We start from the raw sequence: 19,705 nt of genomic DNA on the forward strand, positions 1-19,705 counted from the left end.
AGCCTGTGTCAAATATAGAAAAACCTAAAGCCACTTATGAGCAAGCCATTGCCATCGACAACGCCCGTCTCGGTCAATCCTTTAAAGTGATTGCCTATGCTGGCACAGGTAAAACTACCACCTTACAGATGATTAGTGATGCCATGCCCGAACGGCGTGGCATGTATTTGGCCTTTAACAAAGCCATTGCCTCAGAAGCCCAGAATAAGTTTCACAGCAATGTGAATTGTCGTACCTTCCACTCACTGGCCTTTCGTAGTGTTCCACGTGGAGTAACCGACAAATTACGTCTGCCCCGCCTGAGCCCAAGTTTTATTGCCAAAGAATATCGTCTCGAACCGATTACGCTACGTCGCCTCATGGGTGGCCGTTATGAAAAATATGTACTGATGCCGAGTCGTCTGGCGAGTTTGGTTGCCAATGCGGTCAGCTACTTCTGTTCAACCAGTTCACAATATCCTGCACCCCGTCATATTCAGGCGCCAAGTTGGTTACATCTGGATGATATCGAAGCCTTGCAACAGCATCTCTATCCCGCGGTAGAACGACGCTGGCTGGAATCGATTGACCCGAATCATCAGGCAGGCATCGGGCATGATATTTATCTAAAACTGTGGGCCCTATCTGAACCGAATATCCCTGCCGATTATGTGCTTTTTGATGAAGCACAAGATGCCGATCCGCTCATGCTGGGTATTTTACTGCGCCAGAAAAGCACGCAAGTGATTTATGTCGGTGATGCACACCAGCAGATCTATGCATGGCGTGGTGCAATCAATGCCATGCAGCAAATGCCACTACCCGAAAGCCGCCTCACCACTTCGTTCCGTTTTGGTGAAGCGATTGCCGATGTTGCCAACAGTTTATTGGGGGCACTGAATGAAACGGTTCCCCTGCTGGGCAATCCCAACCAAAAATCCAGTGTGGTGAATAAACCGCATACCAAAATGCGTGATGCGATTTTATGTCGTACCAACGCACGGGCGATGGAATTGCTTTTATCTGGCTTAGTGCATGGCGATAAAGTCAGTCTGCAAGCAGATCATCAAAAACTCAGTCGCTTTGTCGATGCCGCCAGTTTACTTAAACAAGGTAAACGTATCACCGATGTACCTGAATTGGCTTGGTTTAACTCTTGGCACGACGTACATGAATATTGTGAAACCAATGACGGCAGTGATATCAAACCCTTAGTAAAGTTAGTGGATGATCATGGCACTGAGCCACTGAAAAAAGCACTGGCAAAAATCACGCCGATTGAACAAGCAGACTATGTGATTTCCACCGCGCACAAAGCCAAAGGCTTGGAGTGGGATCGTGTGCATATCGAAGACGATTACCAGTTTAAAATAAATGGACTAGAACATAAAATTACAGATGAAGAATTAAGATTACTTTACGTGGCCTGTACGCGTGCTAAAGTAAGTTTAAACATTCATCATTTATACGACTTAATACAACAATTAAAACAGCGCGCGCCCTCAAGTCTTCGTCAGTCCGCAGGTTAAAGCGCCCATGATTGAGGTCAGCTTATGCAACTTGAATCGGTTCATTTTAAACATATTGGCATGTTTCGAGAGCTAGATCTCGAGTTTGATCCAGAACAATATCCTATTACCCTGATTTTGGGCGATCAGGCGACAGGCAAAAGTACCATTTTAAAAAATATCTATCAAAGCCTGACCTGGTTTTCTGCACGCTATAAAGATATTCGTACTGCTGGTGTGGTGATTGCTGATCAAGATATTATGCTGAATCGCCTGCAAGCAAAAATTGAAATTCAGGTCCACATGAGTCAGGAGCTGGCTGGTAATCTGGTCGAGAGTAGCTCCGCCCAGCAGACAGACACTCAAAGTTGCGCTTGGAAACTCTACAAAACCTTTAATAGTCAAAGTGTCGGTATTAGTCAGGTCGAGACTCAACAACTCGATCAAATGGTTAGCCTATATCAAAAAACCGGACAGCAAGACCCCTTATTTGGCTTGCCATTGATCGCTTATTATCCCGCAGAACGCTTTGTACAAGACATCAATCTACAGAGCAAAAACACACCGGGGATCTTACAGGAAATCTCAGCCTACGATTTAACAGCAGTGCCCTATACCACCTTTACTCGCTTTTTTGAGTGGTTACGTGAAATCAGCGATGTTGAAAATGCACATTCAGCCCATATTGTTCGCCGGCTCATGGGCAATGATTTTAATCAGCACAATCAATCTGAGATTTTGCAAGAATTACAACAGGAACTGATTAACCACCCCAAACAATTATCCGCCCCCAATCTCTATGCCTTAAAAAATAGCCTGCATACCGTTTTCCCTGAATTAGACGATATTTATATTCAGTATGTACCGAAGCTGCAATTAATGGTGCGTTATCAAGATCAACTGGTCCCGTTTCAATACCTGTCCGCGTCACTTAAAACCTGGATTGCGTTGGTGGGAGATATCAGCCGGCGGCTTTGTTTATTGAATCAACATTGCTTTAATCCCTGCCTCGAGGGTGAAGGAATTTTGATGATTGATCAGGTTGATCATCAACTGGATCAAAGTCACTGTGCTGAAATTTTAGAACGCTTACATCAGGCTTTCCCTCAGCTGCAAATCATTGTCACAGGCAATCGAGATGCATTACTTGAACATGCCTTGCATTATCAATGTTTAAAACTTGATCAAAAAGGGGTCTACCAACTCAATCTGCAAGCATCCCAACTACAGCTTTCAAGTTTATATCAGACCTTATCACAGGCCGAAACCCCAGATTCCGTTCCAAGCCAAACCTTGCTGCAAGTTGATCCTTTAACTAGCAAAGTCGATGATTTATTTCAGCAAATTCAGGACTTAAACGAGCAAGAAAAGAGCAACTTACTTCACTTACTCAAAATTGATGATACACCTCAAGAAAGCCCCCTATAAAGGTGTATCACAAAGTGAAAATTGAAATGTTTTCAATGAAATGATGTTGTTAGTTTCATGTAATAACATTAAGTTTTTATGGTCTGTTTATAGTAAAATAAATCGCATTTTTTATTTTCAAGTTGTGCAATACAACTTGCTGCCTCCGTTAACTTGATTGGGCTTCAAGATTTAAAGTTTTTGGTATTCTCTTTGAGTGCCTGTAAGTCTTGAAAGAAAATTCACCCCTTAGGTCTTCGACCTAAATCATCGACATGGATACCAGTGTGCTACCGATTATTATCTTATTACCGCTCATACTCGGCACCACCCTTGTCTCACAATTACAGCGTATTTCGCGTGGCGTGACGGCACTTGGGGCGATTGGCATCAGCCTTAGTTGTTTTATTTTACTTCTGACTCAGGCAGAAACGGTTCTACAGGGCAATGCCCTGCAACAAAGCTGGGACTGGCTTCCACAGCTTGGAATTAATCTGAGTTTTCGCCTAGATGCATTAGGTTTATTGTTTGGTCTGCTGATTAGCGGTATCGGCACGCTCATTTATATTTATGCCTATTATTATCTAAGTCCCAAAAACTCCCTGAGTAAACTGTACCAGTTATTGATGCTGTTCATGGCAGCCATGCTGGGTATTTCACTCTCAAACAACCTGATTATCTTATTGGTATTTTGGGAACTGACCAGTATTTCTTCTTTCCTGCTCGTGGGTTACTGGAGTCAATACGAGGCGGCCCAACGTGGCGCACGTATGGCTTTAACTATCACTGGTATGGGGGGGTTGGCCATGCTGGGGGGATTTGTACTGATTGGACAAATCACCGGAACCTACCAAATTGATCAATTGGTGCTGATGAAAGATACCATTCAACAGCATGCACTTTTTGTGCCCGCCTTACTGCTTATTCTGTTGGGTGCATTTACCAAAAGCGCCCAGTTCCCCTTCCATTTTTGGTTACCGAATGCGATGGCAGCACCTACCCCGGTGTCAGCCTATCTGCATTCTGCAACGATGGTCAAAGCAGGAATTTTCTTGTTGGCACGTTTAGCACCTATTTTTATTGGTGCTGCGCTGTATCACAATATCGTGACTTTTGTCGGCTTATTCACCTTGTGTATGGCCGCAGGTTTTGCCATCTTCAAGGAAGACCTGAAAGGTTTACTGGCTTATTCAACCATTAGCCATTTGGGTTTAATTGTCTGCTTACTCGGCATTGGTTCTCCACTTGCCGTTGCAGCTGCAATTTTCCATATCATTAACCATGCAACTTTTAAAGCCGCTTTGTTCATGATTGCAGGGATTATTGACCATGAAACTGGCACGCGTGATTTACGCAAGCTCAGTGGTATCTGGCAACTCCTCCCTTTCACTGGAACCTTAACCATGATCACCGCTGCCTCAATGGCGGGTGTACCATTAACCAATGGTTTTATCTCGAAAGAGATGTTCTTTACCGAACTACTGGCCAACTTATCCGGTCCAGTGATGGTGATTTCAGCCATCGTCGCAACCTTAGCGGGTATTTTCGCAGTCAGTTATTCGATTCGTCTGGTACATGGTGTGTTCTTTGACGGGCCTATCGGCAAACATGTCCCTAATAAAGATGCACACGAACCTCCTTTGGGTATGCGCTTACCCGCCATCATTCTGGCGACCTTATGTATTTTAGTGGGTATCCTCCCTGCCCTATTTGCAGGGGCCATGGTCAACAGCGTGACCCGTGCCAGTTTGGCACAGCCTGAATTTGAAGGCGTACACCTTGCGATTTGGCATGGGGTTAATGCACCACTCATCATGAGTCTGATTGCCTTAATCGGCGGATCAATTTTCTACTTTGCACTGGCAAAAGAGGGACGTATCCGCAAAATCGACCTCGATCCTTATCTTGGAAAATTCCAAGGCAAGATCCTGTTTGATTTATTCCTTAAGCATTTATTGTTAACCAGTCGTAAAATCAAGCAAAGTACTGAAAATGGTTCCCTACAAAGCTATCTGCTCTGGATTGTGCTGTTCAGCATCGTCATGGTCGGCTTACCACTCTTTAACCAAGGTTTAACTACAGGTACCCGTGAACTGACGCATGCGCCATGGGTCGCCATTGTACTCTGGCTCACCTTGTTCTCTGCCTGCTGGATGATGCTGTGGTTCCACCATGAACGCATCAAAGCAGTACTGATCAGTGGTGCTGTCGGTCTAGTCGTGACCATGGTCTTTGTAACGCTCTCTGCACCAGACTTGGCATTGACTCAAATCACGGTTGATGTGGTAACGACCGTTTTACTGTTAATGAGTTTATCGCTTTTACCACAGCTTACGCCTTATGAATCGAGCCGTTCACGTCGTTGGCGTGATGCCAGCCTTGCCATCGCAGGTGGCTTAGGAATTGGCTGGATTACTTGGTTGCTGTTAACCCGTGATCACAATTCCATTTCATGGTTCTTTTTACAGCAAGCGATTCCACTGGGCGGTGGTTCGAATGTCGTCAATGTGATCTTGGTTGACTTCCGTGGTTTCGATACCTTCGGTGAAATTGGCGTTCTCGGGATTGCAGCAATCGGTGCACTCTGTCTGATGGATGGCATGCGTGCGCATGGTACCACCATGACCCAAGGCCTCACCTATCGCTTTAACCCATCTCCACTGATGTTGCGTATCACGGCTTCCTGGATTTTACCGCTCGCCTTAGTGGTAAGTGTTTATATCTTCATGCGTGGACACAATCTTCCAGGGGGGGGCTTTATCGCAGGTCTGATCACCTCCATGGCCCTTGTCATTCAATATATCGTATTAGGACAAGACCACACCGAACAGATGCTCAAGGCAAAATCTGGTCGTCTCTATGAACTTTGGATTGGTACAGGTTTAACCATTGCGGGCCTCACAGGCATTGCAGCCTGGTTCTGGGCACGCCCGTTCTTGACCAGTGCACATATTTATGTCGAGGCACCTTTGCTCGGAAAAATGCACCTCGCTTCCGCAGTTGCATTTGATACCGGGGTTTACATCACCGTTGTTGGTGCTGCCATGTTGTTGATTTCGGTCTTAGGTGATTCACGTCACTCCAGTATGTCAGGCCCAATCCCAAGTGGAGATAAACAAAATGATTAGTATTGAATTTTTACTCGCTTCCGGGATCGGCTTACTGACCGCAACAGGTATTTATTTAATTTTACGTGCCAGAACATTTCCTGTGGTTCTCGGCTTAGCCATGATTGGTTATGCCGTGAATCTATTTTTGTTTGCCATGGGGCGTTTACAAATCAACGCACCAGCCGTGCTGACTCAAGCCACCAAGGTGACCGACCCACTCCCTCAAGCACTGGTACTGACCGCGATTGTGATTGGTTTCGCAACCACCGCCTTTATCGTGCAACTTGCATTACGGAGTCGCTATGAATCTGGTACAGACCATGTCGACTCTAAAGAAGAACCCACTTTGACTTATGACCCACGTGAGGATGAGCCATAATGTTTGATTTTTATAGTTTCTGGCATGCTCATGCTCCAATTATCAGCATTTTAATTCCAGCATTCACCAGTTTTATTCTGGTGTTATTGGGCAATCCAGGTGCAGGTTCTTTAAAACAAGATTGGCGCCAACCTTGGCGTCGCGGTATCAGTCTCACGGCAGTGGTCCTCGGCTTAATCACGGCAATTAGCTATTTAAGTATTGCCAGCACAGGGCAAATTACGGTTTATCAACTCAGTGAATGGTCTGCGCCATTTGGTATCGTGTTAGTCCTTGATCGCTTATCAGCCTTTATGCTGGTGCTTACCTATGTCCTTGCCGTCCCTGTGGTCTGGTATGCAAGTGAGAACTGGGACACCCGCGGTCGTTATTTCCATGCCATGGTGCATTTTCTGCTCATGGGAATCACGGGGGCATTTCTCACAGGCGACTTGTTTAACCTATTCGTGTTTTTTGAAATCCTGTTGATGGCATCTTATGTGCTGTTATTGCATGGTCAAGGTCGTCCACGTTTTCAGCTTGGGATTCATTACGTCACCATTAACCTGTTGGCCTCTGCCCTGTTCCTGATTGGTTTAGGTATGATTTATGGCAGTGTGGGCAGTTTAAACATGACCGATGTGGGTCGTCTTGTTCCAACACTGGATGGCGACCAATACAAACTTGCTATTGCTGGCGGATTACTGCTGTTTGTGGTATTCGGAATTAAAGCCGCAATGTTACCTGTCGGCTTCTGGTTACCCAAAACCTATGCGGTTGCCAGTACACCGGTTGCCGCACTGTTCACCATCATGACCAAAGTCGGAATTTATGCCATTCTACGTGTCAATGGCACCGTTTTCGATGAAGCCATGGCGCAAAGTATTTTCAAAAACTGCCTGTTAATTATTGGTTTAGTTACTTCGATATACGGTGTAATTGGTGCCATTGGTGCAGAACGTTTACGTCGTTTTGTCGGTTTTATGGTGCTGTCCTCGATTGGCACATTGCTGATTGCCATTGCCATGTTTAATACTCACGCATGGGCAGCAGCACTGTATTATTTGGTTCACAGTACACTGATTGCTGCAGCATTCTATTTATTCTGTGGCTGGATGACTTCACAACGTGGTGCTTTTAAAGATCATTTAAAAGTTGCACCACGAATCAAACAGGAAAAAGCCGCTGCTTTTACTTACTTTACCATCGCCCTCATGATGGCAGGTCTGCCTCCGTTTAGTGGCTTTTTAGGTAAAGTCTTTATCTTGCAGGCCACCGCCGAAACCCCTTATCAAGGCTGGATTATCGCGGTGATTCTGATTGTGAGCCTGCTCAGCATTATTGCCATGACACGGGTCGGTTTTATTCTGTTCTGGCGAGCGACACCGCCCGAAGAGGATAAAAAAGAAGCGGCTTATGCAGAATATCAAGCCTTGCCTGAAGTTGCGCCGAAACGCAACGATACGGCAATCTATGTCCTGCTCGGCGCCTTAATGCTGTATGTGGTTTGTGCTGCACCGATTCAAAACTACACGCTTGCAACTGCACAGCAAATTCAGAATCATGCACTTTATAACCAAACCATTCTGAAACATGATGCACAAGGTCGCCCGATCAGCGTTCAACCGTATGATCCAAGCTACTTACCAGAAACCAAATATGGTGGTGAAGTTGAAGATGCCAATGCGCTGTTGATCCCAGATATTATTTCTAAGCCAACATTGCAAGGTGGGCATATTTCTGAGTACAAGCAACGTCAAATTGCAGAGCAAGTCTTAGAAGCACCCACGATTCCCAACACCACACAACTTAAACCGATGGAGGATCACTAATGCAAAAACGATCTTTGCTTGAGCGTTGGTTCCCCCATCCATTTGTGTCCGTTCTGATTTTTTTAAGCTGGTTGATGCTGGCGCATAGCCTGGATCTGACTGACATTTTAATGGCAGTGATTCTGGCGGTGGTGATTGCCCGCTTAGTCAGTCCATTTATTGCCAGAACGCCACATATTCATTGGCTTCCTGCCATTAAACTGGTCTTTGTCGTGCTGTGGGATATTGTGATTTCTAATTTTCGTGTGGCCAAAATGGTGCTTGGTCGCATGGATCAGTTACACCCCAAATGGTATCGCGTACCCTTAGAAACTGAACATGAGCAAGTCAATACCTTACTTGCGATGATTATCACCACCACACCCGGAACGGTTTCAGCTGGAATCGATCAGGAACGTGGTGATATTCTGGTGCATGCACTCAGTTCCGATGATACTGAACTCGACATTCAAGACATTAAAAAGCGCTACGAAGCACCTTTAATTGAAATCTTTGATGTCAAGATTACAGAAGGAGCAAATAAATGACCATTTTGCCTTATGCATTGGGTATCGGTTTGATTGCCATTACCATCTCTATGTTTCTGTGCTTGATTCGCTTGATTGCAGGCCCTTCAGTGATTGACCGTTTGCTGGCTTTAGACACGCTCTTTCTCAACGCGACCTGCCTGATTGTAGTCTTAGGCATCTATTGGGTCAGCACTAATTTATTTGAAGGTGCACTTTTGGTTGCCATGCTTGGCTTTGTCTCTACTGCTGCACTTGCCCGTTATTTCACAACGGGCCATGTAATCGATTAAGGAGCTTCACCATGCAACTAATACTTGAAATTGTCGTTTCATTTTTTGTGGTGTTTGGCGCATTCTTTATGCTGATCGGTTCGATTGGCATGATTCGCCTCCCCGACTTATTTATGCGCCTGCATGCACCCACCAAATCGAGTACCTTAGGCCTCGGGAGCTTCCTCATTGCAGCCATGATTTTTGCAGCAATGCATGGTCGCTTTGGTTTTGCTGAGTTGCTGATTACCTTGTTTGCCTTTATCACTGCACCCGTATCGGCGAATTTGATGGCACAAGCTGCGATTCACCTCCGCTTACGCTCAACCAGTGGTGATGTACCAGAAGCACTCAATCGCCCTCTGCCTTGGCAACGCTATCGTCGCCACCCGCTGAAAAAAGACTAATTAAAGCCTCGCAATAAAAAAAGCCACCCGAAGGTGGCTTTTTTTATATCTATTTACTTTTGTTCGTCTTGCTCTTGTTCAGGTAAATCCTTCACAGCTTCAGCAATCAGACCAAACATATAGTTGCCGTAGGCATTGGTTTTGTCATAGTGAAAACGTAACCGAGGCGTCACACGTGTTTTGATACGACGACTCAATTCATGGCGTAAGAAACCAGACGCTTTATTCAAGACATCTAGGGTTTCTTTATTCGCAGCTTCACTCTGATCATCACCGAGTTCACGTCCCATTACCGTGACATAAACTTCGGCATAACCCATATCTGCACTGACTTTCACGGCTGAGATGGTCACCAGACCACCCAGACGTGGATCTTTAAGCTCCTGACGGATCAGTTCAGACAACTCACGTTGTACTGAATCCGCCATGCGCTTTAAGCGTTGGCTACCCGCCATTAAAGACTCCGTTTAATCAATTGAACATCATACACTTCGATCTTATCTTGTGCTTTGATGTCTTTATAGCCTTTGACTGCAAGACCACATTCCATACCGGCACGAACTTCTTCAACCACTTCTTTATAGCGGCGAAGAGACTCAAGCTCACCTTGGAACACAACCACGTCATCACGTAATACGCGAATTGGCTTGTTACGGTGCAATACACCTTCAAGTACCATACAGCCTGCTGCAGCACCAAACTTACTTGAGTGGAACACTTCACGCACTTCCGCAACACCCAGAATAGTTTCACGGTGTTCAGGTGCAAGCTTACCGCTCATTGCAGCTTTTACATCATCAATCAATTGATAGATGATGCTGTAGTAACGAATATCGATACCGTCTTGGTCAGCTTTCTGACGTGCAGTATTGTCTGCACGTACGTTGAAGCCTAACAATACTGCTTCTGAAGATTCAGCCAAAGTCACATCTGACTCAGTGATTGCACCTACGCCAGAACCAATTACACGAACTTTAACTTCATCCGTCGCAAGCTCATCAAGTGCAACATGTAATGCTTCTAAAGTACCGCGTACATCAGTTTTGAGTACCACGTTAACGGTAGGAACATCTTTCTTGCCCATTGATGCCATGATGTTTTCAAGACGCATTGAGCTCGCACGCTCAAGACGTTTTTGACGTTCGCGATCTGCACGAGCATCAGCAACTTCACGTGCTTTCTTCTCGTCATTCACCACAAGAACTTCATCACCTGCCATTGGCGCTTCTGGCAAACCTAAGATTTCAACTGGAATCGAAGGGCCTGCAGAAGTAATACGTTGACCATTTTCATCTGACATCGCACGAACACGACCATAAGATGAACCTGCAAGAACCAAGTCACCAATGTTCAATGTACCGTTTTGTACCAGAATCGAAGTTACCGCACCGCGACCTTTGTCGACACGCGCTTCAATCACCACACCTTGCGCCGCACCTTCTGCTGAAGCTTTAAGCTCCATCAATTCAGCTTGGATCAAGATGAGATCAAGTAAACCGTCGATACCCGCACCTGAGTGTGCTGATACTTTGGCAATTGGCACATCACCGCCCCACTCTTCAGGTACGATACCCTTGGTGGTCAATTCGTTTAAGACACGGTCTACATCAGCTGACTCTTTGTCCATTTTGTTGATAGCAACAATAATTGGAGTTCCAGCTGCACGCGCATGGTCAATGGCTTCTGCTGTTTGTGGCATTACACCATCATCAGCCGCAACAACAAGCACCACGATATCAGTCGCTTTTGCACCACGTGCACGCATAGAGGTAAACGCTGCGTGTCCTGGTGTATCCAAGAAAGTGATAATTCCTTTCTCAGTTTCAACGTGATAAGCACCGATATGCTGGGTAATACCACCCGCTTCACCCGCTGCCACTTTAGAGCGACGGATACGATCCAGTAATGACGTTTTACCATGGTCAACGTGACCCATGATCGTTACCACTGGTGGACGAGTAGTTTGCTCACCACGTGCTTCTTCAGCAGCAACCAATAAGTTGTCTTCTGCTTGCGTATCCGATACCAATACTGGATTGTGGCCTAACTCTTCAACCACAAGCACTGCTGTATCTTGATCAATGGCTTGGTTCTGAGTCACAAGCTCACCCATTTTCATGAGGGTCTTGATCACTTCACGAACTTTAACAGCCATTTTTTGTGCAAGATCAGCAACAATGATTTTTTCGCCAATCTCAACATCATAAACTTGCTTTTTAACAGGTTTTTCAAAACCATGTTTATTCGCTTGGCTGGTTTTCAAGCCGCGCTTATGATGGCTCTTGCTGAAACTTTGTTCAGACTGAGCATCGCCACCGCGACCGCCTTTCTTACCAGCACGCGGATTTGCAGTTGCACCACCACGCTTGATTTCACGGTCTTCTTTATTAAAAGAATCTTCATACGCTTGGCCTACCAGACCAGCCGCCAAAGGTGAATCATCAATTACGCGAATCGTTGCAGTCGCATCATCATTTGAATATTTTGATGCCATCTGACGCATTTGTTCAAGCGTACGTTGTTGCGCTTCTTCAGCCGCTTTACGACGTACTGCTTCCTCAGTTGCTTTCAACTGAGCAGTTTGCTCTTCACGCGCTTTCTTTTGTTCTGGTGTTTCAGTCGGGCGAATAACAGGGGCTTTAATGACCTTGTCGCTATTACGCTTTTTCACTACAACCGCGGTTTTTGCTGGCGCTTGACCAGAACTATCAGAAGTATGCGCAGCACGCATCGCTTCTAAAGTTGCATTGGCTTTTTGTTCAGCGCTATGACGTGCTTTTTGATCTGCTTCGTCACGTACTTTTTGTTCAGCACGTACTTTTGCATCAGCTTCTACACGCGCTTTTGCTTCTGCAGCAAGCAACTCTGGATTTGGCTTCGCAAAAACTTGTTTTTTGCGAACTTCAACATTAATGCTTTTTGCCTTACCTGAAGTACTTGTTACTTTAGCAGTACTCGTTGTTTTACGTTTCAACGCAATCTTTCCTGTGTTACCACTTTCCTGACCATGTACTTTTTTCAAGTGATTGACCAAAGTATCTTGCTGTTCAGTGGTAATAATGTCATCTGCTTTACGCTGTGGTAGACCTGCTTCGCGAACCTGCTCTAGGAGTTTCTCTACAGGACGTTCTACGCTGAGCGCTAACTCTTGAATCGACTTGTCCGTCATCTATTATCTCCTAGTTAAACCATGATTCACGTGCTTTCATGATTAACTGACCCGCTTTGTCATGACCTAAACCTTCGATATCAGAGATATCATCAGTTGCTTGGTCTGCCAAATCATCAACAGTAACCACACCACGCGCCGCCAATGCATACGCAATCTCAGTCGTCATACCTTCCATACCGAGAAGTTCTGCACTTGGCTCTTGAATATTTTCTTGCTGTTTCAGTGCATCCGTCAAAGCAGCTTCTTTCGCACGGCTTTGCAGCAATTCAACTAAATCAGCCTCAAGCTCGATTTCGTCAAATGTTTCAGCAGGCACATAAGCAATCTCTTCTAATGAAGTGAAGCCCATTTCCACTAACGCCATTGCCAAATCTTCTTCAATATCAAGACGTGTAATAAACATATCTAAATATTGCTGTGCTTCATTTTGCTGACGAGCACGATACTCTTCTTCTAGCATCATGTCGAGTTTATAACCCGTCAATTCCGATGCTAAACGAACATTTTGCCCTTGCGAACCAATCGCACGCGCCAATTGATCATTGGTTGCAAAGATGATATCGGCACTGCGTGCATCTTCATCTAAAACAATACCTGACACATCTGCTGGCTCTAATGCGCTTGCAATATATTGCGCCGGATCATCAGACCACACCACAACATCAATACGCTCACCGTTCAACTCTTGCTGTACAGCCTGGATACGTGTACCACGCATACCAATACATGCACCCACTGGGTCAATACGATGGTCATTGGTTTTCACTGCAATTTTAGCACGAACACCCGGTTGACGCGCTGCTGCTTTAATTTCAATGATTTCTTCAGAAATTTCTGGAATTTCTTTTTTCATTAAAGCAATCAACATCTCTGGGCGTGCACGAGACAATAATAATTGTGCACCACGACCTTCACGGTTGACGTTATATAAAATTGCATTGATACGCTGTTTAGGACGTAAAATTTCTTTGTGAATGGTTTCTTCACGCGCCAAATAAGCTTCAGCGTTGTCACCCAGATCAATGATAAAGCCGTCTTTGGTTTGCTTTTTCACTTCACCGTAAATCAACTCACCCACTTTAGATTCGTAAGCATCGGCAACAAGTGCACGCTCTGCTTCACGAATCTTTTGTACAATCACTTGTTTGGCGATTTGTGCAGCGATACGACCGAACTCAATCGATTCGACTTCCAACTCACGCACATCACCAATTGACCATTGCGATGGATCTACATCAGAAATTGCATCTTGGCATGCTGGCATTTCATGATCTTCATCCGCAACAACAGTCCATTGACGGAATGTACGGTAATCACCTGTTTTACGATCAATCTCAACACGAAGTTGAGCTTCTTCTGAACGGGTACCTTCGTAAAACTTTTTCTTCGTTGCCGCAACCAGTGCTTGCTCTAACGCTTGGAAGATCGCTTCACGACTAACACCTTTTTCATTACTAACCGTTTCTGCAACGGTAAGAATTTCGCGGCCCATAAGTCACCTACCGATTTCTTATAAAATTAAGTTAATATTAGTCTTGATAGATTAAATTTGCTTTATCAATATTATTACTATCAATTTCAAGCACATGATTACCTTCAACTTCAACTTGAATCAATTCGTTTTCTAAGTCGACAGAAAGTAATTTTGCCTGGAATTTACGACGGTTCTCGACAGCAGCAATTAATCGTAAAGCCACTTGATGCCCGATATAGGCAGGTAATTGGTTGAGTTGGAAAAATGGACGATCCCAACCTGGCGATGACACTTCTAAAGCATACTCACCCGAGATTGGATCATGGACATCAAGCATTGCACCCACTTGTTGTGTGACTAACACACAATCTTGAACGCCAATACCACGCCCGAGTTCAACTTCACCATCTTCATTGAGGACAGGTTCTGCGTTTTCATCAATCGCTTTATCAATATAAATGCGCAACAAAGAACGTTTACCTTGTGGCAGGAATTCAATCCCCCACAGATCTACACCACATGCAGCCACAGCTGGTGCGATAAGATCATGCAATGCTTGAGACTTGTTTGATAATTTCATTTACTCTCGTCGCTCTTATACGAGCCAATCAATCTTAACCGTATAGTGAAGCACGACTATTTGACCAATTGATGTCGAACAACTACACGATAGCTAAACAACCAATAAAAAAGGGCGTAATCGCCCCTATGATACACAGAAAAGCATAGCCCACTGTGCAAAAAGGCCCACCTTATTGTGAGCCTCTTTTTAGAAACTTGGTAGCGGGAGCTGGATTTGAACCAACGACCTTCGGGTTATGAGCCCGACGAGCTACCAGACTGCTCCATCCCGCATCAACGTGCAAAAATTATATACAAATATAAAAAAAAGTCAATTTGAGTTTTCTCTACATTTGCTTGATTAAGTTGCACCTTAATCAAATGGTAGCGGGAGCTGGATTTGAACCAACGACCTTCGGGTTATGAGCCCGACGAGCTACCAGACTGCTCCATCCCGCATCAACACAAACACTGCATACACCGAACTTAACTGGTTATTAAGTTTGGTGCGGAAGGGGGGACTTGAACCCCCACGCCCGAAAGCACTACCACCTCAAGGTAGCGTGTCTACCAATTCCACCACCACCGCAGTTTGTGGGACGCATTCTAGCCCTTCAAGTACAAAAAGGAAAGAACTAATTCAACTTATTCAGTTGTTTTTGGTGCGTTTGATGAAGTTTCAGGCGATGTTGCTGGCGCAGATGTGGTTGTTTGAACAGTTTTCAAACTATACGCATCCGTCGTTTGTTTTTTGGCAAATACAGCCAGAGTCAAACTGGTCACAAAAAACAATGCAGTAAAAATCGCGGTTAAACGAGTTAAAAAGTTGCCTGCACCTGAAGCACCAAATACGGTTGCAGCACCGCCACCACCAAATGATGCACCTGCTTCTGCACCTTTACCTTGTTGCACCAATACCAAAGCAATAATTAGAATTGCTAAAATGATATGTACAACGAGTATAAAACTATACATCTCTCTTCCTCGTTATTTGCTTTGTGCAAATGCTTTTGCGATTTGGTAGAACGATTGTGCATTTAAAGATGCACCACCAACCAAAGCACCATTAATATCTGGACATGCAGCCAACTCAACTGCATTCTCGGCTTTTACACTTCCCCCATAGAGGATTGCCATCTCTGCACCGAATGTTGTGATTTGCTTCAAGCCTTCACGAATTTTTGCATGCATTGCCTGAGCATCGGCAGGAGACGCTGTTTTTCCTGTTCCAATGGCCCAAATCGGTTCATACGCTATCACAATATTTTGCCATTGTTCAGCTTTTACCACTGCTGCAATATCACAAATTTGTTGCAATACCACTTGCTCTGCCGCGCCCTGCTCACGCTGTTCTAAACTTTCACCTACGCAATAAATAATGGTCAGACCAGCAGTTAAGGCATTTTGTAATTTTGCTTTTAAAATTTCAACATCATCACCGAAGAGTTCACGGCGCTCAGAATGTCCAATTAAAACAAATTCAATTCCACTGTCCTTTAACAGTTCAGCACTTACCTCGCCCGTATAGGCGCCTGTACCAGCGATACGTGAAACATCTTGAGCCACGGTATAAACTGTTCTCGCTGCATCTTTAAGTTGCGTCTGAATGCCGCTTAACGCAATTGCAGTTGGTGCAACACCAATATGACATTGCTCAGCTGCAATATTTTCCTGTTGTAATAACTGTTTAAATTCTTCTACTAATTGGAAAGCATTCGCATGCATTGGATTCATTTTCCAATTGCCAACAACCCAAGGGGTAATGCCCGAGTTCGACATACTTCGCCCGCCTACTGTTAATTTCTCAAAAATGCTGCATATTTTACACGGATTTTTATAAAATTCAGTTTTTTCTTTTATGCGGACATAAATTATTCAAAAACGTCAGAATCAATAAAAATTACCACTCCACCCACATGCTATGATGGCGATGAATTTAACAATTAAAAGCCTACACATGATTTAACTTGTTTAATTCTTGGTAACACTGGCCTACATTGATGAAAATTAATTGGCAAAAAACTCGATCAGTTCAAAGTTTTAATGGGGAATCAAGGCAAAAACAACACTTTCTGTAGTGGTATTTTTGCATAACAAAAGTATAATTTTCAAAATACATATTATAAACATTTATTGTCATAAGGCGGACAGATGTCAGGATTACATACGTCTCCAAAGTTTTCGGGGTTTATTCGGCGCTTAGTTGAAGATGGGCAACTGTCTGCAACAACCATGCAAACTGCCATTGATGCAGCTAAAAAAGCACAACAAGACATCGTCGCACATCTGATTGAGCAACATCGCTTATCGCCACTCACAATTGCTGAAACCATTGCAGCCGAGTTTGGTGAGCCTCTTTTCGATTTGGCGGTCTACGATACAGCGCTCTTACCACGTGAGCTGGCAGATAATAAGCTCATCCAGAAGCATAAAGTTGCGCCTCTATTACAGCGCGGGCAAATTCTGTATGTTGCGACCAGTAATCCCACCAATATCGAAGCCTTGGATGCCATTCGTTTCAATACCAAGCTCAATATCGAACCGATTATTGTTGAACACACCAAACTCGAAAAACTGATCGAACAGCAGTTTGGTGATTCTGGTAGCTTTGATTTTGGCGAAAGTGAAGACTTTGACCTTGATATCGATGTTAGCCAAGACCCAAGTCAAGAAGAAGACGATGCACCTCAAGGCGATGAATCCCCAATTGTAAAATACATCAATAAACTGCTGATTGATGCAATTCGTATGGGTGCTTCTGATTTACATTTTGAACCCTACGAAAAAATGTACCGTGTTCGTTATCGCGTCGATGGGGTATTACGCCAGATTGCCAATCCACCATTGCAAATGGCAACCCGATTGGCATCACGTTTAAAAGTCATGTCGCAAATGGACATTTCAGAAAAACGAATGCCTCAAGATGGCCGTATCAAACTCAAACTCTCTAAAACCAAAGCCATCGATTTCCGTGTCAACTCACTCCCCACCCTATTTGGTGAGAAACTGGTGCTGCGTATTCTCGATCCATCGAGCGCCATGCTCGGCATTGAAGCTTTGGGTTATGAAGATGAACAAAAAGCCTTATTCATGGATGCCTTGGATAAGCCTCAAGGTATGCTCCTCATCACAGGTCCAACAGGTTCAGGTAAAACCGTTTCTTTATATACAGGTTTAAACATCCTCAATACCGAAGATACCAACATTTCAACCGCAGAAGATCCCGTCGAGATCAACCTGGAAGGGATCAATCAGGTCAACGTCAATCCAAAAACTGGACTCACCTTCTCGGCTGCACTTAAAGCCTTTTTACGTCAAGATCCAGACGTGATTATGGTCGGGGAGATTCGTGACCTGGAAACAGCAGAAATTGCAATTAAGGCGGCTCAAACAGGCCATATGGTCATGTCGACGCTGCATACCAACAGCGCACCAGAAACATTAACCCGTTTACGCAATATGGGGGTACCTTCTTTTAATATTGCAACTTCAGTCAATTTGGTAATTGCACAACGTTTGGCACGTCGTCTTTGTGGGCAATGTAAAGAAGTCATTGAGATCCCTAAACAAAGTTTATTGGAACTTGGCTTTACCAAACAAGACTTAAATGATCCCGAATTTAAAATCTTTCAGCCTGTCGGCTGTGCTGAGTGCCGCGAGGGCTATAAAGGCCGAGTCGGTATTTATGAGGTCATGAAAGTTACGCCAGAGATTTCTAAAATTATTATGGAAGACGGCAACGCCTTACAAATTGCGGCAGCATCAGAACAAGCAGGTTTTAATAATCTACGTCGTTCAGGTTTGAAAAAAGTCATGCAGGGAATTACCTCTTTGCAGGAAGTCAACCGAGTAACAAGTGAATAAAATCAATAAAAAGGATTAATAGTCATGGCAGCTAAAAAAGCGCAAATGATGCCAACTTTTGCTTACGAAGGGGTCGACCGTAAAGGGGCAAAAATTAAAGGGGAATTACCTGCACGTAATATGGCCTTGGCTAAAGTTACGTTGCGTAAACAAGGGGTGACCATCAAGAATATTCGAGAAAAGCGTAAAAACATTCTTGAAGGCTTGATGAAGAAAAAAGTGACCACTTTGGATATCACCATTTTTACCCGTCAATTAGCCACCATGATGAAAGCGGGTGTTCCACTGGTACAAGGCTTTGAAATCGTGGCTGAAGGCTTAGAAAACCCGGCCATGCGGGAAGTAGTTCTTGGGATTAAAGGTGAGGTCGAAGGGGGTAATACTTTCGCAGGTGCCCTGAAAAAGTATCCGCAATATTTTGATAATCTGTTTTGCTCGTTGGTTGAATCCGGTGAACAATCTGGTGCGCTTGAAACCATGCTGGATCGGGTTGCAATTTATAAAGAAAAGAGTGAGTTACTCAAACAAAAAATTAAGAAAGCTATGAAATATCCAATCACTGTCGTTGTAGTTGCGGTGATTGTGACTATTATTTTGATGGTCAAAGTCGTTCCTGTATTCCAAGACCTGTTCAGCTCTTTTGGTGCTGACTTGCCCGCATTTACCAAAATGGTGGTCGAAATGTCCAAATGGATGCAAGAATACTGGTTTATTATGATTATCGTGATTGGTGCAATTATTGCCTCCTTTTTGGAAGCCAAAAAACGCAGTAAAAAGTTTCGTGATACCTTAGACAAAATGGCACTCAAGGCACCTATTTTTGGAGATTTGGTCTATAAAGCCATTATTGCCCGGTATAGTCGTACTTTGGCAACAACCTTTGCCGCAGGTGTTCCGCTGATTGATGCACTCGAATCGACTGCTGGTGCAACCAATAATGTTGTTTATGAAGAAGCCGTCATGAAAATTCGTGAAGATGTCGCTACAGGCCAACAGCTACAGTTTGCAATGCGTGTTTCCAACCGTTTTCCATCGATGGCCATTCAAATGGTTGCGATTGGTGAAGAATCAGGGGCTTTAGACAGTATGCTCGACAAAGTTGCAACGCACTATGAAAATGAAGTCGATAATGCTGTCGATGGCTTGACCTCAATGATGGAACCATTAATCATGGCTATTCTTGGTATCCTCGTAGGTGGTCTGGTGATTGCCATGTACCTTCCAATCTTCCAAATGGGCTCAGTTGTCGGATAAC

The 19,705-nt window shown here is 44.3% G+C and carries 16 protein-coding genes and 3 tRNA genes; 10 read left to right on the plus strand and 9 right to left on the minus strand.

Annotated elements, in window-relative coordinates:
• Positions 1-5 precede the first annotated feature (5 nt).
• The 8 genes from F907_RS01810 to F907_RS01775 all read left to right on the plus strand — a co-directional run bounded on the left by F907_RS01810 (position 6) and on the right by F907_RS01775 (position 9,379).
• Entirely contained in the window at positions 6-1,508 is a 1,503-nt protein-coding gene (locus F907_RS01810; RefSeq protein WP_005240058.1) for a UvrD-helicase domain-containing protein, read from the plus strand.
• Positions 1,509-1,532: 24 nt separating this feature from the next.
• On the plus strand, positions 1,533-2,915 hold the full coding sequence (locus F907_RS01805) for an ATP-binding protein (protein WP_016653215.1): 1,383 nt from the start codon (positions 1,533-1,535) through the stop codon (positions 2,913-2,915).
• A 254-nt stretch (positions 2,916-3,169) separates the two neighbouring features.
• Entirely contained in the window at positions 3,170-6,022 is a 2,853-nt protein-coding gene (locus tag F907_RS01800; RefSeq protein WP_016653216.1) for a monovalent cation/H+ antiporter subunit A, read from the plus strand.
• The gene (locus F907_RS01795; protein ID WP_004656199.1) at positions 6,015-6,383 is read left to right on the plus strand and encodes a Na+/H+ antiporter subunit C; all 369 of its coding nucleotides are present in this window, start codon (positions 6,015-6,017) and stop codon (positions 6,381-6,383) included. The genes F907_RS01800 and F907_RS01795 overlap by 8 nt, the downstream gene beginning before the upstream one ends.
• Positions 6,383-8,194, plus strand: coding sequence for a monovalent cation/H+ antiporter subunit D (locus F907_RS01790; RefSeq protein WP_016653217.1), 1,812 nt, complete (start codon positions 6,383-6,385; stop codon positions 8,192-8,194). Before F907_RS01795 ends, F907_RS01790 begins: the two co-directional genes overlap by 1 nt.
• Entirely contained in the window at positions 8,194-8,721 is a 528-nt protein-coding gene (locus tag F907_RS01785) for a Na+/H+ antiporter subunit E (RefSeq protein ID WP_016653218.1), read from the plus strand. The genes F907_RS01790 and F907_RS01785 overlap by 1 nt, the downstream gene beginning before the upstream one ends.
• The gene (locus F907_RS01780) at positions 8,718-8,993 is read left to right on the plus strand and encodes a monovalent cation/H+ antiporter subunit F (RefSeq protein ID WP_004656203.1); all 276 of its coding nucleotides are present in this window, start codon (positions 8,718-8,720) and stop codon (positions 8,991-8,993) included. The genes F907_RS01785 and F907_RS01780 overlap by 4 nt, the downstream gene beginning before the upstream one ends.
• An 11-nt stretch (positions 8,994-9,004) precedes the next feature.
• On the plus strand, positions 9,005-9,379 hold the full coding sequence (locus F907_RS01775) for a Na+/H+ antiporter subunit G (protein ID WP_004802326.1): 375 nt from the start codon (positions 9,005-9,007) through the stop codon (positions 9,377-9,379).
• A 53-nt stretch (positions 9,380-9,432) separates the two neighbouring features.
• Here the strand turns inward: F907_RS01775 and F907_RS01770 are convergent, their stop codons facing one another.
• The 9 genes from F907_RS01770 to tpiA form a co-directional block, all read right to left on the minus strand.
• Entirely contained in the window at positions 9,433-9,834 is a 402-nt protein-coding gene (locus F907_RS01770) for a ribosome-binding factor A (RefSeq protein WP_005240073.1), read from the minus strand.
• Positions 9,834-12,548, minus strand: coding sequence for a translation initiation factor IF-2 (gene infB, locus F907_RS01765; RefSeq protein ID WP_005278558.1), 2,715 nt, complete (start codon positions 12,546-12,548; stop codon positions 9,834-9,836). The genes F907_RS01770 and infB overlap by 1 nt, the downstream gene beginning before the upstream one ends.
• A 10-nt stretch (positions 12,549-12,558) precedes the next feature.
• The gene (nusA, locus tag F907_RS01760; RefSeq protein WP_004656210.1) at positions 12,559-14,043 is read right to left on the minus strand and encodes a transcription termination factor NusA; all 1,485 of its coding nucleotides are present in this window, start codon (positions 14,041-14,043) and stop codon (positions 12,559-12,561) included.
• 37 nt (positions 14,044-14,080) lie between these two features.
• On the minus strand, positions 14,081-14,605 hold the full coding sequence (gene rimP, locus F907_RS01755) for a ribosome maturation factor RimP (protein WP_005278551.1): 525 nt from the start codon (positions 14,603-14,605) through the stop codon (positions 14,081-14,083).
• Positions 14,606-14,803: 198 nt separating this feature from the next.
• Positions 14,804-14,880, minus strand: a tRNA-Met gene (locus F907_RS01750).
• Positions 14,881-14,968: 88 nt separating this feature from the next.
• Positions 14,969-15,045: transfer RNA gene (locus tag F907_RS01745), tRNA-Met, on the minus strand.
• Between the two features lie 45 nt (positions 15,046-15,090).
• Positions 15,091-15,175, minus strand: a tRNA-Leu gene (locus F907_RS01740).
• Positions 15,176-15,231: 56 nt separating this feature from the next.
• Positions 15,232-15,561, minus strand: a complete 330-nt coding sequence (secG, locus tag F907_RS01735) for a preprotein translocase subunit SecG (protein WP_004656213.1) — start codon at positions 15,559-15,561, stop codon at positions 15,232-15,234.
• A 12-nt stretch (positions 15,562-15,573) separates the two neighbouring features.
• Positions 15,574-16,365: a triose-phosphate isomerase gene (tpiA, locus tag F907_RS01730; RefSeq protein WP_016653219.1), complete on the minus strand. Its 792-nt coding sequence runs from the start codon at positions 16,363-16,365 to the stop codon at positions 15,574-15,576.
• A gap of 372 nt (positions 16,366-16,737) precedes the next feature.
• On the opposite strand from tpiA, the gene pilB reads away from it, so the two are divergent.
• Entirely contained in the window at positions 16,738-18,450 is a 1,713-nt protein-coding gene (gene pilB, locus F907_RS01725) for a type IV-A pilus assembly ATPase PilB (RefSeq protein WP_016653220.1), read from the plus strand.
• 24 nt (positions 18,451-18,474) lie between these two features.
• A complete protein-coding gene (locus tag F907_RS01720; RefSeq protein WP_016653221.1) occupies positions 18,475-19,704 on the plus strand; it encodes a type II secretion system F family protein in 1,230 nt (409 codons plus the stop codon).
• Position 19,705: the final 1 nt, after the last annotated feature.

This window comes from Acinetobacter colistiniresistens (assembly GCF_000413935.1).
GTDB classification, from domain to species: Bacteria; Pseudomonadota; Gammaproteobacteria; order Pseudomonadales; family Moraxellaceae; genus Acinetobacter; species Acinetobacter colistiniresistens.